Origin of the sequence: Uliginosibacterium sp. TH139 (assembly GCF_002855595.1) — a bacterium.
GTDB lineage: Bacteria > Pseudomonadota > Gammaproteobacteria > Burkholderiales > Rhodocyclaceae > Uliginosibacterium > Uliginosibacterium aquaticum.
Genome location: NZ_PKRR01000010.1, coordinates 1 through 16,007, shown reverse-complemented (window position 1 = coordinate 16,007; position 16,007 = coordinate 1). Strand labels below are relative to the sequence as shown.

16 protein-coding genes and 2 tRNA genes are annotated in these 16,007 nt (G+C 56.2%); 11 read left to right on the top strand and 7 right to left on the bottom strand.

Features of this window, described 5'->3' with window-relative positions:
- Positions 1-65 precede the first annotated feature (65 nt).
- A complete protein-coding gene (rsgA, locus tag C0V76_RS17590) occupies positions 66-965 on the bottom strand; it encodes a ribosome small subunit-dependent GTPase A (protein WP_101944217.1) in 900 nt (299 codons plus the stop codon).
- Complete coding sequence (locus C0V76_RS17585; RefSeq protein ID WP_101944216.1) at positions 962-2,212, bottom strand: M48 family metallopeptidase; 1,251 nt, start codon at positions 2,210-2,212, stop codon at positions 962-964. The genes rsgA and C0V76_RS17585 overlap by 4 nt, the downstream gene beginning before the upstream one ends.
- Before the next feature lie 71 nt (positions 2,213-2,283).
- Here C0V76_RS17585 and orn point away from each other — a divergent pair, with 71 nt between their 5' ends.
- The 11 genes from orn (at position 2,284) to C0V76_RS17530 (ending at position 10,628) form a co-directional block, all read left to right on the top strand.
- Positions 2,284-2,835, top strand: coding sequence for an oligoribonuclease (gene orn / locus C0V76_RS17580; protein WP_101944215.1), 552 nt, complete (start codon positions 2,284-2,286; stop codon positions 2,833-2,835).
- 45 nt (positions 2,836-2,880) lie between these two features.
- A tRNA-Val gene (locus tag C0V76_RS17575) sits at positions 2,881-2,957 on the top strand.
- A gap of 162 nt (positions 2,958-3,119) precedes the next feature.
- Positions 3,120-5,036 carry a threonine--tRNA ligase gene (thrS, locus tag C0V76_RS17570; RefSeq protein ID WP_101944214.1) on the top strand — a complete coding sequence of 639 codons (1,917 nt, stop codon included), beginning with the start codon at positions 3,120-3,122 and terminating at the stop codon, positions 5,034-5,036.
- A gap of 28 nt (positions 5,037-5,064) precedes the next feature.
- Positions 5,065-5,589, top strand: a complete 525-nt coding sequence (infC, locus tag C0V76_RS17565) for a translation initiation factor IF-3 (RefSeq protein ID WP_101944213.1) — start codon at positions 5,065-5,067, stop codon at positions 5,587-5,589.
- A 127-nt stretch (positions 5,590-5,716) separates the two neighbouring features.
- The gene (gene rpmI, locus C0V76_RS17560) at positions 5,717-5,914 is read left to right on the top strand and encodes a 50S ribosomal protein L35 (RefSeq protein ID WP_101944212.1); all 198 of its coding nucleotides are present in this window, start codon (positions 5,717-5,719) and stop codon (positions 5,912-5,914) included.
- A 19-nt stretch (positions 5,915-5,933) separates the two neighbouring features.
- Positions 5,934-6,293, top strand: coding sequence for a 50S ribosomal protein L20 (gene rplT, locus C0V76_RS17555; protein ID WP_101944211.1), 360 nt, complete (start codon positions 5,934-5,936; stop codon positions 6,291-6,293).
- Between the two features lie 93 nt (positions 6,294-6,386).
- Positions 6,387-7,421, top strand: a complete 1,035-nt coding sequence (pheS, locus tag C0V76_RS17550) for a phenylalanine--tRNA ligase subunit alpha (protein WP_101944210.1) — start codon at positions 6,387-6,389, stop codon at positions 7,419-7,421.
- A 14-nt stretch (positions 7,422-7,435) separates the two neighbouring features.
- A complete protein-coding gene (pheT, locus tag C0V76_RS17545; protein WP_101944209.1) occupies positions 7,436-9,811 on the top strand; it encodes a phenylalanine--tRNA ligase subunit beta in 2,376 nt (791 codons plus the stop codon).
- A 19-nt stretch (positions 9,812-9,830) separates the two neighbouring features.
- A complete protein-coding gene (locus C0V76_RS17540) occupies positions 9,831-10,133 on the top strand; it encodes an integration host factor subunit alpha (RefSeq protein WP_101944294.1) in 303 nt (100 codons plus the stop codon).
- Complete coding sequence (locus tag C0V76_RS17535) at positions 10,117-10,491, top strand: MerR family transcriptional regulator (RefSeq protein ID WP_101944208.1); 375 nt, start codon at positions 10,117-10,119, stop codon at positions 10,489-10,491. Before C0V76_RS17540 ends, C0V76_RS17535 begins: the two co-directional genes overlap by 17 nt.
- 60 nt (positions 10,492-10,551) lie before the next feature.
- Positions 10,552-10,628 (top strand) — tRNA-Pro (locus C0V76_RS17530).
- Positions 10,629-10,867: 239 nt separating this feature from the next.
- Here C0V76_RS17530 and C0V76_RS17525 read toward each other — a convergent pair.
- The 5 genes from C0V76_RS17525 to C0V76_RS17510 form a co-directional block, all read right to left on the bottom strand.
- Positions 10,868-11,194 carry a hypothetical protein gene (locus C0V76_RS17525; RefSeq protein ID WP_101944207.1) on the bottom strand — a complete coding sequence of 109 codons (327 nt, stop codon included), beginning with the start codon at positions 11,192-11,194 and terminating at the stop codon, positions 10,868-10,870.
- Between the two features lie 81 nt (positions 11,195-11,275).
- Entirely contained in the window at positions 11,276-11,869 is a 594-nt protein-coding gene (locus tag C0V76_RS17520) for a hypothetical protein (RefSeq protein WP_143707459.1), read from the bottom strand.
- A gap of 281 nt (positions 11,870-12,150) precedes the next feature.
- Positions 12,151-13,074, bottom strand: coding sequence for a hypothetical protein (locus tag C0V76_RS19715; RefSeq protein WP_143707458.1), 924 nt, complete (start codon positions 13,072-13,074; stop codon positions 12,151-12,153).
- 12 nt (positions 13,075-13,086) lie between these two features.
- Positions 13,087-15,399, bottom strand: coding sequence for a hypothetical protein (locus tag C0V76_RS17515; protein ID WP_101944205.1), 2,313 nt, complete (start codon positions 15,397-15,399; stop codon positions 13,087-13,089).
- Positions 15,400-15,424: 25 nt separating this feature from the next.
- Positions 15,425-16,007, bottom strand: a 583-nt coding sequence (locus C0V76_RS17510; protein WP_143707457.1) for a DUF2345 domain-containing protein, incomplete at its 5' end; no start/stop codon positions are given.

Below are 16,007 nucleotides of genomic sequence, written 5' to 3'. Positions count from 1 at the left end.
CGTTCGTAGGGCCGACGTCAGTCGGCCGCACAGGTGGTTTGTGCGACTGAAGTCGCACCTACCCATCAATGTTCCAGATTGTGTTTGCGTGCCACCTCGTGCTCGTCGAGGATCTGCAGCAGAGTGGCATAGCGGCGCTCGTTGAACTGGCCGCCATCCCGCGCGGCGCGGATCGCGCAGTCCGGCTCCTTGATATGGCTGCAGTCGCGGAAGCGGCAGGTGCCGAGCAGGGCGCGGATTTCCAGGAAGCCGCACTCGATTTCATTCTTCGTCAGATGGGCGAGGCCGAAGCTTTGCAGGCCGGGGCTGTCGATCAGCTCACCGCCGCCGGGCAGAGGGTAGAGGCGGGCGTGAGTGGTGGTGTGTTTACCTGAATCGAGCACGGCCGAGATCTCGCGGGTGCGCGCATCGGCTTCCGGAATCAGCGCATTGGTGATCGTGGATTTGCCCATGCCGGACTGGCCGACCAGCAGGCTCACATGCCCGGCGAGCCTAGTGCGCAGCGCTTCCACATCGCCCTTGGCACTGAGCTCGAGCAGGTCGTGGCCCGCCTTGACGAAGGTTTCGAGCTGCCGGCGCGCACTCTCCAGCCCGGCGGTGATGTCGCACTTGTTGAGCACAATCAGGGCCGGTATGTCCTGCGCATCGGCGGCCACTAGGCAGCGCGTGATCAGCTCGTCCGAGAAGCCGGGTTCGGTGGCTACGACGACGACGACCTGGCTCACATTGGCCGCGATGAGCTTCTCTTTCCACTGGTCGGCGCGGTAGAAAAGGCTGGCGCGTTCGCTGATCTTTTCGATCACGCCCTGATCTGCACTGGCCATGGCCAGCTCCACGCGATCACCGCAGGCGACTTCGCTCTTTTTGGCGCGCGGCACGCACAGCAGCTGGCTGCCGTCTGCGAGGCGCACCGCGTACTGGCGCCCGAAGGCGGCGATGACCGTGCCGATCTGGCGCGCGCTCATGCCGCGGCTTTCAGGCGCCCGATGCGGATCGCGGCAGGCGGGTGCGAGTCGTAGAACAGCGAATGGAGCGGGTCCGGCGTGAGGGTGGCGGCGTTGTCTCGATACAACTTCACCAGTGCCGAGACCAGATCCCCCGCCTGGGCATTGGCCACGGCGTAGGCGTCCGCTTCGAACTCATGCTTGCGTGACCAGAAGCTCATCATGGGGGTGAGCGGGAAAGTGAAGGGGCCAAGGATCAGCGAGAACAGGATCAGGGTCAGCGCTTCGCTGTGTGCCTCGACGCCCAGTCCGGCAAAGAAGGCCGGTTGCTGCGCTAGCCAGCCCAGCAGCGCGAAAAAAGCCAGTGAAAGCACGGCGAACAGTGCTACACGCTGGGCAATGTGGCGGTGCTTGAAGTGACCCAGTTCGTGGGCCAGCACGGCTTCGACTTCTTCAGGCGTGAGTGTGGCGAGCAGGGTATCGAAGAACACGATGCGCTTGGCCGCTCCGAAGCCGGTGAAATAGGCATTGCCGTGAGCACTGCGCTTGGAGCCATCCATCACGAACAGGCCCTTGCTCTGGAAGCCGCAGCGGGCCAGCAGCAAGTTGATGCGGGCAGCCAGGGCTTCGTCCTTGAGCGGCTCGAACTTGTTGAACAACGGTGCAATGAAGAGCGGATAGATCACCATCGCCGCCAGATTGAAAGCGATCAGCACGCCCCAGGTCCACAGCCACCAGTTCGCCCCCATGCTGCGCATCAGCCACAGCACGCACCACAGCAAAGGTCCGCCGATCAACACAGTCAGCAGGCTGCTCTTGAGCGTATCGAGAATGAGGGTCTTGGCGGTGGTTTTATTGAAACCGAAACGTGCTTCGAGCACGAAGGTGTAATACAGCGAGCCCGGCAGCTCCCAGACGAAGCCGGCCACGGACAGCAAACCGAAGAGGGCGAGCCCGTGCCACAGCTTGCTTGGCTCAAACCATTGCGCAAGCAGGTCGTGCATGAGCTGCAAGCCACCGCCCAGGGTCAGGGCCAATACCCAGATCAGCCCCAGCGCCAGCTCGATGCGACCGAAGCGGCCCTTGGCAAGTGTGTAGTCCGCCGCCTTCTGATGTGCGGTCAGTTCGATACTGGCCGCGAACTCGGCGGGGACGGTTGAGCGGTGTGCTGCCACATGCCGGGCCTGGCGCAGCGATAGCCACAGGCGGATGCCGCCGGAGAGGAAAAGGGCCAGCAAGAACAGGGCGGTCAGCGTGGAAGCGGTCATGAGGGTCTGCGGCTAAGGTGAAAAGGCTCGTACATGCGAGAATCCGGGCTTTGCAAGCGCTGGAGGATTATATGGCACAGGATGTGAACAACCTTGTCTGGCTGGACATGGAGATGACCGGGCTGGAGCCGGATCGCGACCGGATCATCGAGATCGCCATGATCGTCACAGATGTGAACCTCAATGTGATCGCCGAAAGCCCGGTAGTGGTCGTGCATCAATCAGAGGCTGTGCTGGACGCCATGGACGACTGGAACAAGAATACCCACGGCAAGTCCGGCCTGATCGAGCGCGTGAAGGCTTCCTCCACGGATGAGGTTGCAGCTGAAGCACTCTATCTTGAGTGGATGGCGCAATACGTGCCGAAACGCACAACGCCGATGTGTGGCAACACTATCGGCCAGGATCGCCGCTTCATGGCGCGCTACATGCCTACGCTGGAGGCTTACTTCCACTACCGCAATATCGATGTCAGCACCCTCAAGGAGCTGGCACGGCGCTGGCATCCGGCGCTGGCTGCAGGCGTGAAGAAGAGCGAAGCGCATACCGCGCTGGCCGATATCCGTGAGTCCATCGAGGAGCTGCGCTACTACCGCGCAAATTTCTTGCGGCTTCCCGTCTGAAGTCTTTGACAGCCGAAAAAAAATCTCTATAATGCGCAGCTCTTCAGGCGCGTAGCTCAGCTGGTTAGAGCACCACCTTGACATGGTGGGGGTCGTTGGTTCGAGTCCAATCGCGCCTACCAAAATTCCTGAAGCGGGGATTAAAAATGTTTCGAACTCGCACGGTGATGATTGCTTTCTGAGCGCTCACCGCCGCGCGTCCCCGATTTGGTAGAAAATTGAAAAAGTGCGGCTAAGCCCGCACTTTTTTTTTGCCCGCATTTTCGATTGCTTGAGGCCAGACAATGCCGAATATCACCCTCCCTGATGGTTCCGTCCGCAGTTTTGAGGCACCGGTTTCGGTTGCCCAGGTTGCGGCCTCGATTGGTGCTGGTCTGGCCAAGGCTGCGCTGGCTGGCAAGGTGGATGGCCAGTTGGTCGATACCTCGCATGTGATGGCTGCTGACGCAAAGCTGGCGATCGTGACCGAGAAGGATGCCGATGGTCTCGAAGTTATCCGCCACTCCACGGCCCACTTGTTGGCCTATGCAGTGAAAGAGCTGTTCCCGGAAGCCCAGGTCACTATCGGTCCGGTGGTCGAACATGGCTTTTATTACGACTTTGCCTATTCCCGTCCCTTTACCCCTGAAGATCTCGAAGCCATTGAAAAACGCATGGCCGAGCTGGCCAAGAAGGATATCGGCATCAGCCGGGAAGAGTGGGATCGTGACGAAGCGGTCAAGTTCTTCCTCGGGTTGGGTGAAAAGTACAAGGCCGAGTTGATTGCTGCGATCCCGGCAGGTCAGACCATTTCCTTGTACCGAGAAGGCGATTTCATCGACTTATGCCGCGGCCCGCATGTGCCTTCTACCGGCAAGCTCAAGTTCTTCAAGCTCATGAAGGTGGCGGGCGCTTACTGGCGCGGTGACGCCAAGAATGAGCAGTTGCAGCGTATCTACGGTACGGCCTGGGCCAAGAAGGAAGAGCTGGAAGCCTATCTGCACATGCTGGAAGAAGCGGAAAAGCGTGACCATCGCCGTGTTGGCAAGCAGCTTGATCTCTTCCATCTGCAGGATGAGGCGCCGGGTATGGTGTTCTGGCATCCGAAGGGCTGGACCCTGTGGCAGGCTGTCGAGCAGTACATGCGCGGACGTCTGAATGCTGCAGGCTATCAGGAAGTGCGTACGCCAATGGTGATGGATCGCACTTTGTGGGAGAAGTCCGGTCACTGGGAAAACTACCGCGACAACATGTTCACCACTGAGTCGGAAAAGCGCGACTACGCGGTGAAGCCGATGAACTGTCCGGGTCATGTGCAGATTTTCAACCACGGCCTGCGTTCCTATCGCGACTTGCCGCTGCGCCTGGCTGAGTTTGGTTCCTGTCACCGCAACGAGCCGTCTGGCGCGCTGCATGGCCTGATGCGCGTGCGTGGCTTCGTGCAGGATGATGCGCATATCTTCTGTACCGAAGATCAGATCGAGTCCGAGGCAACCGATTTCGACGCGCTGCTGATGAGTGTGTACAAGGATTTCGGCTTCAATAATGTGGCGGTGAAGCTGGCTTTGCGTCCTGAAAAACGTGCCGGTTCCGACGCTACTTGGGATAAGGCGGAAGACGGTCTGCGCGCGGCGCTCAAGGCTTCCGGCAAGGAGTGGGAAGAATTGCCCGGCGAAGGCGCTTTCTATGGCCCCAAGGTCGAGTATCACATCAAGGATGCGCTGGGGCGCTCCTGGCAGTGCGGCACGATTCAGCTGGATTTCGTGCTGCCCGAGCGCCTTGGCGCCGAATACGTTGCTGAAGACAATGCCCGCCACCGCCCTGTGATGCTGCACAGGGCGATCCTTGGCTCGCTTGAGCGTTTCCTTGGCATCCTGATCGAAAATCATGGCGGTGCCTTCCCTTTGTGGTTGGCGCCGACTCACGCGGTGGTGATGAACATCTCCGAAGGGCAGGCCGATTACGTGCAAGAAGTTGTGACAGAGTTGCGCGCCAAGGGCTTCCGTGTCGAATCGGATTTGCGGAACGAGAAAATTACCTATAAAATCCGCGAACATAGCTTGCAAAAGCTGCCCTACCTGCTTGTCGTAGGCGACAAGGAAAAAGAGGCCGGCAAGGTCGCAGTGCGCGTCCGGGGCGGTCAGGATCTGGGGCAAATGTCCATCACGGAATTGGCTGAGCGTTGGCAACACGAGCTGGAAAGCCGTGGCGCCGAGGCTTGATTTTTTGTTTTTCTAGGAGGTTTCTGCCATAGCTCAGGAAAAGAACTCGCATCGCATCAACCGGGAAATCGGTGTTCCCGAGGTGCGGCTGGTAGGTGAAGAAGGCGAACAACTTGGTGTTGTTCCGACTCATCAGGCGCTGGCCATGGCTGAAGAAGCCGAGGTCGATCTGGTTGAAATCGCCCCCCAGGCAAAGCCCCCGGTCTGCCGTTTGATGGATTACGGCAAGTTCAAGTACCAGGAGCAGAAGCGGGCTCACGAAGCCAAGCAGAAGCAGAAGCAGATCCAGGTCAAGGAAGTCAAGCTGCGCCCGGCAACGGACGAGAATGACTACCAGATCAAGATGCGTAACATGGTCCGCTTCTTGGAAGAGGGCGACAAGGTCAAGGTAACCCTGCGTTACCGCGGCCGTGAAATGGCCCACCAGGAGTTCGGTATTCGCCAGCTTGAGCGGATCAAGGCGGATCTGGGCGACACCATCGTGGTTGAGCAGTTTCCGAAGCTTGAAGGTCGCCAGTTGATCATGGTGATTGCGCCGAAGAAGAAGGTTTGAGTTTGAAGGGGCGCAGCAGCCCTGGCCAGAGCATCGGCTGATTGCTGCAAAACAAGTGATGTTCCGGTAGTTGAAGCGCTCCAGGCGGAGCCACCGGGGGTCATATCTAAAATCGTTGGAGTATCAAATGCCCAAGATGAAAACCAAGAGCGGCGCTGCCAAGCGCTTCAAGGTTCGTGCGGGTGGCAGCGTCAAGCGCGGCCAGGCGTTCAAGCGCCACATCCTGACCAAGAAAACCACCAAGGCAAAGCGTCAGCTGCGCGGCATGACCGGTGTTCATGACACCGATACCGCCCGCATCCACGCAATGATGCCCTACGCTTGATTCAGGAAGGAGATAAAACATGCCTCGCGTTAAACGTGGTGTAACGGCTCGCGCCCGTCACAAGAAAGTCCTCGACAAAGCCAAGGGTTACCGCGGCCGTCGCAAGAACGTATACCGTATCGCCAAAGAAGCGGTAATGAAGGCCGGTCAGTACGCTTACCGTGACCGTCGTCAGCGCAAGCGTCAGTTCCGTGCCCTGTGGATTGCCCGTATCAACGCGGCTGCCCGCGAAGTCGGTCTGACCTATAGCCGCTTCATGAATGGCCTGAAGAAGGCTGCGATCGAAGTCGACCGCAAGGTGCTGGCTGATCTGGCTGTGTTTGACAAGCCCGCCTTTGCGGCGCTGGCCAATCAGGCCAAGGCACAGCTCGGCGCCTGAGCTGTCCGGGAGTAAAAAAAGGAGGCGTAAGCCTCCTTTTTTCTTTTCTGGCCTGCTCCGAGCAGGCCGCGAACCAGAATTGCGGGTATTGACGTGGAACACCTCGATCAACTGCTCAAGGACGCTGCCGCCGCCTTCGCCGCTGCAGCCGACATGAATGCACTGGAGCAGGCCAAGGCGATCTATCTTGGCAAGAGTGGCAGCCTGACCGAGCTGCTCAAGGGACTTGGCAAGCTGGATCCGGAGGCGCGCAAGAGCGCCGGGGCTGAGATCAACCGTTGCAAAAGTGCCATCGAGCAGGCGTTGGAGGCCCGTCGTGAGGCCCTGCGCATGGCTCAACTTGAAACCCAGCTCGCAGCCGAGGCGCTGGACGTGACCCTTCCTGGGCGTGGCATGGGGCGCGGTGGCCTGCACCCGGTCGTGCGCACTCAGGAGCGCTTCGAGACCCTGTTCCGCTCCATCGGTTTCGAAGTGGCTGACGGCCCCGAAATCGAGGAAGATTGGTTCAATTTCACTGCTCTGAATACGCCGGACAATCATCCTGCGCGCTCAATGCACGACACCTTCTACATCGACGGCGCCAAGGATGTGCTGCTGCGCACGCACACCAGCCCGGTGCAGATTCGTGCGATGCAGGCGCATGCGGCGAAGTTCAAGGATTTAGATGTCATGCCCGAGTTGCGCATCATTGCGCCGGGCCGCGTCTATCGTGTGGATTCCGATGCCACGCACTCGCCGATGTTCCATCAGGTTGAAGGCTTGTGGGTGGGTGAGGACGTGTCCTTTGCCGGCCTTAAGGGCGTCATCGTCGATTTTTTGCAGCGCTTCTTTGAAACCGACGATTTGCAGATCCGTTTCCGACCCTCCTTCTTCCCGTTCACCGAACCTTCCGCCGAGATCGATTTTGCCTTCATGAGCGGGCCGAACAAGGGGTGCTGGCTGGAAATCGGCGGCTGCGGTATGAGCCACCCCGAGGTACTGAAACATGGCGGCATCGACCCCAGCCGTTACACCGCATTTGCCTTTGGCATGGGGCTGGATCGCCTCACCATGCTGCGCTATGGCGTGAATGACCTGCGTCTGTTCTTTGAGAATGACCTGCGCTTTTTGAGCCAGTTCCAAGATTAATTTCAGGATCGATCATGCAGTTTTCCGAACAATGGCTGCGTAGCCTGTGCAATCCGGCGCTCGATTCCGATGCGTTGTGTCATCTGCTGACCATGGCGGGTCTCGAAGTGGAAGAGGTTGACGCCGTTGCGCCACCCTTCACCGGCGTGGTGGTGGGCCAGATCGTCAGCTTCGAGAAGCATCCGAATGCCGACAAGCTGCGCGTATGCCGCGTGGATGTGGGGCAGGGCGAGCCGCTGCAGATCGTGTGCGGCGCACCGAATGTCGTCGAGGGCATGAAGGCGCCTTGCGCGATGGTCGGGGCGAAGCTCCCCGGCTTTGAGATCAAGCCAGCCAAGCTGCGCGGCATGGAATCCTTCGGCATGATGTGCTCGGCCGATGAATTGGGCATGACTCAGGATCATGACGGCTTGCTGGTGCTGCCGGACGACGCACCGGTGGGCATGAACATCCGCGAATACCTGTCGCTGGATGACAAAAAAATCACCATCAAGCTCACGCCGAACCGTGCTGATTGCCTGAGCCTCGCCGGTGTGGCACGCGAACTGGCGGCCCTGACCGGTACGCCTGCGGAAATCACCGCGCCGCGCAGCGTCGAAGTGGGCCACGCGCAGCAGCGCGCCGTGGTATTGGATGCGCCGGAAGGCTGCCCTCGCTATCTCGGGCGCGTGATTACCGGTGTGAACGCCAAGGCCGCAACGCCGGACTGGATGAAGGCACGCCTCGCGCGCTGCGGTGTGCGCTCGATCAGTGCTGCCGTGGATATCACCAACTATGTGATGCTGGAGCTCGGACAGCCGCTGCATGCCTTCGATAATGCCAGGCTGCAAGGCGCCATCCATGTGCGCTGGCCGCTGGCCGGTGAAAAACTCACCCTGCTGAACGGCCAGGAAATTTCGCCGGCTGCCAATATGCTGCTGATCGCTGATGAAGCGCGTGCTCTCGCGCTGGCTGGCGTGATGGGCGGAGCAGACAGTGGTGTGTCTGATGAGACGACCGAGATCTTTCTGGAATCCGCCTTCTTCCAGCCGGACGCCATTGTCGGCCGTGCCCGCGCATTGAATTTCTCTTCGGATGCCTCCCATCGCTTCGAGCGCGGGGTGGACTTCGAGCTCGCGCCGCAAGCCATGGCGCGCGCCACCCAGCTGATTCTCGATATCTGCGGCGGCTCGGCGGGCCCGATTACGGATGCAATGGTGGCGGATAAGCTGCCGCAGCGCCCTGCCGTGAGCTTCCGTCCCGCCCGTGCCCGCAAGGTGCTGGGCTTCGAGATCGCTGACGAGCAGATCGAGGCTTCGTTGCGCCTGCTCGGCATGCAGGTCGAGCAAAAGGGTGAGGCGCTTGAAGTGACTCCGCCGAGCTACCGTTTCGATATCGTCATCGAAGAGGATCTGATCGAAGAGGTTGCTCGCGTCTACGGTTACGACAATATTCAGCCGCTGCCGCCGAAAGGCCCGGCCAACATGCTGGCCAGTACCGAAACCCAGCGCCCGGTGCATCGCCTGCGCCGCTGGCTGGCGGCTCAGGATTATCAGGAAGTGATCTCCTACGCCTTTGTGGACGCAGCCTGGGAAAAGGATTTCGCCGGCAACAGCAATCCGGTGAAGCTTGCCAACCCGATCGCCAGCCAGATGAGCGTGATGCGCTCCAGCCTGCTGGGTGGTCTCGTCGGCGCCTTGTCAGCCAATCTGCGTCGTCGCGCTAGCCGCGTACGTCTGTTTGAAGTGGGTCGCTGCTTTGCCAGCAACGCTGCCGAAACGCCACTCGATCCGGCTGCGCAACCGCAGCGTGTGGCGGGCCTGGCTTGGGGCGCGGTAGCGCCCGAGCAATGGGGGCAGGCCGCACGCAAGGTGGATTTCTTCGATGTGAAGCGTGATGTCGAGCGTCTGCTCGGGGAGCGCGCCGAGTTCGTTGCCGCCAAGAATCCCGCGCTGCACCCGGGGCGTTCGGCCGAAATCAAAGTGAACGGGATCGTGACGGGCTTCATGGGGGAGCTGCATCCGGCTCTGGTACAAAGCTACGAATTGGGCAATGCTCCGGTCGTATTTGAGCTGGATCTCGCCGCAGCCTTGGCCGTTAGCGTTCCTGCACACGCAGACCTGCTGCGTCACCCGGCTGTGCTGCGCGACTTGGCCATTGTGCTCAAACAGGAAGTGTCCGCTGCAGATCTGTTGCGCGTGTTGCGCGCGGCTGCGATTGAAATTGTCCGGACGGTTGACGTATTCGATGTCTATGCGGGCAAGGGTGTTGCCGCCGATCACAAGAGCATTGCACTGCGTGTGGTGCTTCAGCACACTGAACGCACGCTGGAAGAGACGGAAATCGACAACGCTATGCGCGCACTTGTGAGTGCCGCAGAGCGTGAGCTTGGGGGACAGCTTCGTGCCTGATGAAAGCAAGACAAACGGGATCACGCTGACCAAGGCTGAGTTGGCGGATCTTCTGTTCGATCGCGTGGGGCTGAACAAGCGTGAAGCCAAGGACATGGTTGAAGGTTTCTTCGAAGAAATCCGCAACGCACTTGAACGTGGTGAAGAAGTGAAACTTTCTGGCTTCGGCAATTTCCAACTACGTGACAAGCCCCAGCGGCCTGGACGCAATCCCAAGACGGGTGAGGAAATTCCCATTACCGCAAGACGGGTAGTGACTTTCCATGCCAGCCAGAAACTTAAGACGGCGGTTGAACAACTGAGCGATGGACCATCAGCTTGAAGAACTAACAGAGCTTCCCCCTATCCCCGCCAAACGGTACTTCACCATTGGCGAGGTGAGTGAGCTGTGCGGAGTGAAGCCGCATGTGCTGCGCTATTGGGAGCAGGAGTTCACGCAGCTCAAGCCGGTCAAGCGGCGCGGCAACCGCCGCTACTATCAGCGCCACGAAGTTCTCCTCGTGCGTCGCATTCGCGAGTTGCTCTACAGCGAAGGTTTTACCATCAGCGGTGCGCGCAATCGCCTGGAGGAGTACCAGATCCTGCGCCGCGAGACGGACGAAATCGTCGAGCGTGGCCGTGCAACCAACGCGCAGGTGCGTAGCGAACTGCAAGCAATCCTTGCCCTCCTGCGTGAATAAGAAAAGCCTCTTTGGAGGCTGGCAAGATTAGAATCTCCTGCTATAATCTCGCTTCTGTGTCGGGGCGTAGCGCAGCCTGGTAGCGCACTTGCATGGGGTGCAAGGGGTCGCGAGTTCGAATCCCGCCGCCCCGACCAACAGAAACAAGCACTTAGCCCAATCCTCGGATTGGGCTTTTTGCTATCTAACGCCAAGTATCGTTTCTGGTTGCCGTTTGACGAACGCTAGTGCGCTTAATCTGCTGGCGAACGGGCTGATCTGATCTCGCTACAGGGCGCCACGGGTTTCTTACTGGCTGTCGGCCGGTACCTCTTCCAGTTTTCGCATCAAGCGCCGCAAGGCATCGTTGACTCCGGGTGATACTTCCCTGACGAAGTTAGCGGCCGGCGCGGTGTTGGTCGAGGTAAGCCACATCCAACATGTAGAAGGTCGGGGATTCCTGACTTGTCCGCGCGGTGAAAATGGATCCGCGAGCAGGCGCGAGACGAAATCGAAATCGAAATCGAAATCGCTCTCGCGATGCTGCATGCAGTAGCTGCGTGTGCTTCTCACTGCAGAAGGCTTCGAACTCGATCGGCGCCTTGACGCGCGAGAGGCCTTCGATGGCGTATTCATAGAGCCGGGTATCGGAACGCAGGCTGGCCAGCGCCTCCAGTGCGCTCGCCGCGGCGGGCAGGCTGCGGGGGTCTAAGGCCTGGTTCATGGCTTCTTGTCCGGCAGGGCGGTGGGGTCTGGGCCTTCGGGCCTGCACTGCTGCCTGAGTACGTAGGCTACCCACCAAGCTCTATTTGGCTGCTGCGAACAACACCCACTTTTCTACGCGATTCATGGGTGTGGCCGAATCAAACGTGAAGGCGACGTATTCGGCATCATCAGCAGCCAAGCTTCGCTCTTCCTTTGCGCTCCGACCCACTTCGCGGTTGTTGTTGTCGAAGCCGCGCAGATGCAGACTGCCTTTGAACGCTTGGGCAGACTTTACATAGGCCTTGAGTGTGTTCTGTCCCTCCTTGCCGTTGACCTCCAGCACCGCACGGTCGCTGCTGACGCCAAGTTTTGCGGCGCCATCATCGGTCGTGATCTTGGCTTCCTTGGCGCGGTCAATGCCCTGCGTGACCCCACCGATCACCTTGCCAACACCTGTAGAAAGTTCAGCCGCTGCTTTCTGGCCGTCGCTCTGAAGTGCTTCGCCAATGCCTTTCACGCGGGCGGCCTTGTCTTCAACGAGGGCAGTGCCTTTGGCGTGCTCAGCAGCGATTTCTTCTTCGCGGCTTTTACAGGCGGTGAGGCACAGGGCGAGTGCGAGTAAGTAGGTGAGCTTTGTGTTCGTCAAGTTGATGTCCTTTGGGCATATCACAGTGTGGCTATAGATGTGAAGCAAGTGTTTGGGAGGCTGAAACTTCAGTCGCCGGTGCTGTAATCACCGTCCGGGAGGATGCTCTCGGAACCGCGGCCTTGGAACTTGTATTTCCCATTGCATGTGGCCCACTTGATGGATGTAGCTTCATCCGTCTATTTCTGCTTGCCGTCCTGTGTGGTGAATGAATACGCCATCTCTGATTTGTGAAAAAGTCCCGACTGACCCCGCGATTGCGCCTTCCGATATTCGCCAAGGGGCGGGCGAATTTATAAAATTATATTTTGTAAATATGGTTCGGTGCATTATTTTGGTGTTTTATACGGGGCGCAAACAAGCAAAGCATTTAGAGTGTTTTTAGGGCTAACTCCCGCAATCGCCGCACACAGGATATTGTCTTTTGCGTTGTAGCCGGTGGCGTAGTGGTAAGCACTCCCCATGCCTGAGTTGTTTTTTGTAAAATTATTTTTCCACTTTTCGATTAGTTCGGCTGTTTTTTCTTCAAAAGAAAATTTTATATTTGCGTCGAAGTTGTCTTTTGTTTCAAATCGTTCAATTTTGTCTGAGTCTGAATGTTTTTTCCATGTCTTTACGTTGATGAGTATATTTTCACCGTGAGAGTTGCTGGAGTAAAGATAGTCTTTGTTGATAAATAAATAGTCTCGTAGGAATCGATATCCTCTGTCTTTTACAAAAGACTTTCCTTTGAAGTTGGTGATGTAAACTGTCGAAGAGTTTTTGTCGAATGGCGAATCTGTTCTAGTATCTTCCGACCAGATAAATAATCCCAAATCTTTTCTTCCGTCGTATGTGGTTCTAGCGTATTTTGATTTTTTTTCGAGTATCTTGTTGCAAGACATTCTGTCGTATACGGTAATTTTATTTTTTTCTGTCCCGTAGTCGTTAAGGGTTGTCGTGAGTATTAAGCTTCCGTCATAAGATATGTATTTTGACTCGCTTTCTGGTATGGATGAGCAAATGGTGGATATTGACTTGTATGAATTGTTGGTTGTTAATAATCTTTGTGTGTTTGATTTGTTTAAAGATATTCTTGATAGTAATTCATTGTTTTCGGTTAGTTGAATATTAAGGATGTTTAAGCTCTCTTCTGCTTGATAGGTAAATTCATTAGTATTGAGTTCCGATTGGACTGCCATCGAAATGCCGGGTAGTGTGGATGCGATAGCCGCTATAAATATGGTTTTTGGTTTTTTTGTTTTAGATTTCATTTTTAAGTTTCTTTAATATAAAATAGATTTGTATTTTGTTGTTTCGTCAAGCCTTCTTTTTTCTTCTCCGTAGCCGCCATTAATGGCGTAGGTCACGCTTTTTGAATTATCTTCATCCATGGCAGGGATGGTTTTTGGCCTAAAAATCAAGATGTACCAAGCGCCAGAGTCGATAGTGTTGAAAGGGTCGATTGAAATTTTTTGCGGATCGTTAATGGGGGCTGGCCTGAGCGTCATTCCTGTGACACTATCTGCCGAAGCTGTTGCGGCTTGCTTGTATTTTTCGTCGTTCCACCAGTCTGTGCCGTTACCAGCACGCCCCCCGTAGCTCATGTCGAAACTCTTGATATCGATCCAGTTTCTAAACAACCAGTAGGCTGCGTAGTTCGATCGACCCGTCAGTTGCTTGAAGCCTCTTCCTCGAAATTTTTGACCGTCTATTTTTCCGCAATTACCATTGCCCCACTTGTAATTCTTCCGTTTGACAAAGAAATACTCGTCTTCTTCGGTTGGTCGACTGCCATACCACCAGTCTGAAGTTTCTTCCTTAAAACTTAGGTGATCCGGATATTTGCTTCGGTCTACTGATCCTTCAGCCATGCCTCTTAAATAATCAGACTCAACCGCGCCTTGGCCGAAGAAGTGCGACTGCCGAAGTCTTGTGTTAATCACATACTTTGTCATCGCCTTGTTTAACGCGTTTCGGTATTTTTCTCTCGTGTCGCGCGGCGTGGCGGGATATATTTTTAACAAATCATCTTCAGATAGGCAGGTGCATTTAGCCAAATGTTCAATGAACGCAATCGGGTGCGGGTGCCAGAGCGTAGAGCTTTTGGGTAGTTTTGCGACAGCTTTGGCCTCTTGCCAGAACTGGATGCGTTTAAGATGAGTTTTGAATTTTTCGAAATCTGTCGAAGATAGCTTTTGTCCTTTCCAGGTGCTGCTCATGATGCGCTCGTATTTTCTTACATTATCTGAGTCGTCCCATTCTGTGGGATAGCTGACAATTATTTTTCGCAATTTTTCTTTGGCGTCTTGAGGAAGTTCTGATTTTTCTAGGGCGCTGTCTTTGTTTTTGTCGTACTGAGTGATCAATTTATCTATGCTCTCGTCGTCGGCAAGGCCGTCTGCACCGAATGTGCCGCTTTCTGAGACTTGCGTAAAATTAGGCCAGTCAGCATCCGACTTGTAAGCGATCTTTGATTTTTCTGCCCAAGCGATTTTAATGCTGTCGACAATTAAGACTTGAACATAGTCTTTGCCATCCAAGCGCTCTTCTCTGAATTCGCCTTCGTCTAGCCATGGATATACCCAGGGAATGACTTCGGTGCCGGCTTTGAGTTGTGCATGTTTTTCATCTGGGTCGACTGGAAAGACCTCCAGTGAAGTTGTGGTGGCAACGGTTTTATCTTGTTTTTGTTTGACGATTTTTGTGCCGACCTTTTTTTCGATCTCGAAACTTTTTGTGGTGTAAGCGCCTTTCTTGATCCAGCAAATTGATCCGTCTGGAAGTTTTATTCTTAGATTGCCGGTTTTTGATTCGGGCTTTCCTGATGGAGTCAGGATTGCTTCTGGTCCAAGAACAATGGTTTTTGCGATGGGCGTCGCGGAAGGCATCTGCCCGTAACAGATGTTCAGATCACTGGTCAGGCGTGTCTTGCCCCAGAGGTTCTTCTTCGGGTTCGACAGAAAACTGACGTCTTCCATGAAAATCTCGAAATGTATGCCGCGGCTAGGTGTGCTGAAATTATCTGGAATCGAACCCGCAAAACCCAGAATGTCGCCTCGTTCTACGCGTAAATTGTTGCTATTGCCATGTACAGCGCCATCTACTATCGGTTTTTCGGTTCGTTTGACGGTTTTGTATTTTCTTGGGATTACGTTGCCTTTTTTGTCCTTTTCAGGCTCAGTCACTTGGCTCTTGATGAAAGAAATTTGGCTCTGTTGTTTAGCAGCGGTCACAACGGACCAAGGCGCGAGGTGCATGTACAGAGAGTAGAAGGTGATTGATGTATTGCCTAGCGAGGTGCTGCCGCAATCTGCAACATGCTTTAGCAAGACGAAGCTTGTTGAATAGGGCTTTTCAAAATAGCTGTCGCCCGTGTCGTTTTCGCAGAATCGATAAGCAACAATTTCGCCTTCGGCGATGGCCCGGATGGGCTCAGTTGCGGCCGCAAACAGATGCACTCCGCCGTGCCAGAAGCTATTTTTCCCAACGGGAAACGTGCCGCTTGCGGTTTCGCATAGGTCATACACCTTGTCAGGAACAACCCTCTGCTCTTTGCCTTTGATGTATTCCTGCTTAATCGGATAAGTAATGATCATGAATATTGGCTTTCAACCAGGTTGCTCAGGCTGAGAAACAGAACTTGCCGCTGACTTCAAAGCCCTCTTGGGGGAAGGGTGAGAAGGCATAGTCCACCTTCGCCCCACCCACAAAACTCCTCTGACTCGCATGCACGGTGAGCATCCCGGGGCACTGCACGGTGATGTTCCCGCCCTCGATGGTGATGGCTGATCCACCCGCCACCGCGAGGTGGATCTTCTTTGCGGAGGCGATATCCAGCTTGCCGGAGACGGAGACCATCTTCAGTTGCGCTTTGGCGGCGAGTGTCATCGTGTCGGCCTGGGCCTGGACGAGCACCGGGCCGCTGTTGGCGATGAGTTTGAGGTGGCCGCTGCCTTGCGCGCTGCTGAGGAGGCCGAGCGCCTGGCCGGTGTGAATGCGCAGGTGGCTGGCGAGCGCGAAGTTGCTGTCCTGCCCGCTGGCCCAGTTGATCGTCTCGCCGCTGGCCCATTGCAGACTCTGACCGGCGACGATGCCGAGGCCGCCCCAGCCGGCGAGGGTCAGGAGTGAGTCTTCGCTATGAGGCAGTGCTGAGTTCTGAGTGCCGGCTGCTGAGGACTGCACGGCGCCCGTCTTGGCGTCGACC

Coding starts and splice junctions, on each gene's coding strand:
- pheT (WP_101944209.1), top strand. CDS start 7,436: ATGCAGTTTTCCGAACAATGGCTGCGTAGCCTGTGCAATCCGGCGCTC.
- C0V76_RS17525 (WP_101944207.1), bottom strand. CDS start 11,194: ATGAACCAGGCCTTAGACCCCCGCAGCCTGCCCGCCGCGGCGAGCGCA.
- C0V76_RS17515 (WP_101944205.1), bottom strand. CDS start 15,399: ATGATCATTACTTATCCGATTAAGCAGGAATACATCAAAGGCAAAGAG.
- orn (WP_101944215.1), top strand. CDS start 2,284: ATGGCACAGGATGTGAACAACCTTGTCTGGCTGGACATGGAGATGACC.
- rsgA (WP_101944217.1), bottom strand. CDS start 965: ATGAGCGCGCGCCAGATCGGCACGGTCATCGCCGCCTTCGGGCGCCAG.
- C0V76_RS19715 (WP_143707458.1), bottom strand. CDS start 13,074: ATGAAATCTAAAACAAAAAAACCAAAAACCATATTTATAGCGGCTATC.
- thrS (WP_101944214.1), top strand. CDS start 3,120: ATGCCGAATATCACCCTCCCTGATGGTTCCGTCCGCAGTTTTGAGGCA.
- rpmI (WP_101944212.1), top strand. CDS start 5,717: ATGCCCAAGATGAAAACCAAGAGCGGCGCTGCCAAGCGCTTCAAGGTT.
- rplT (WP_101944211.1), top strand. CDS start 5,934: ATGCCTCGCGTTAAACGTGGTGTAACGGCTCGCGCCCGTCACAAGAAA.
- C0V76_RS17585 (WP_101944216.1), bottom strand. CDS start 2,212: ATGACCGCTTCCACGCTGACCGCCCTGTTCTTGCTGGCCCTTTTCCTC.
- C0V76_RS17535 (WP_101944208.1), top strand. CDS start 10,117: ATGGACCATCAGCTTGAAGAACTAACAGAGCTTCCCCCTATCCCCGCC.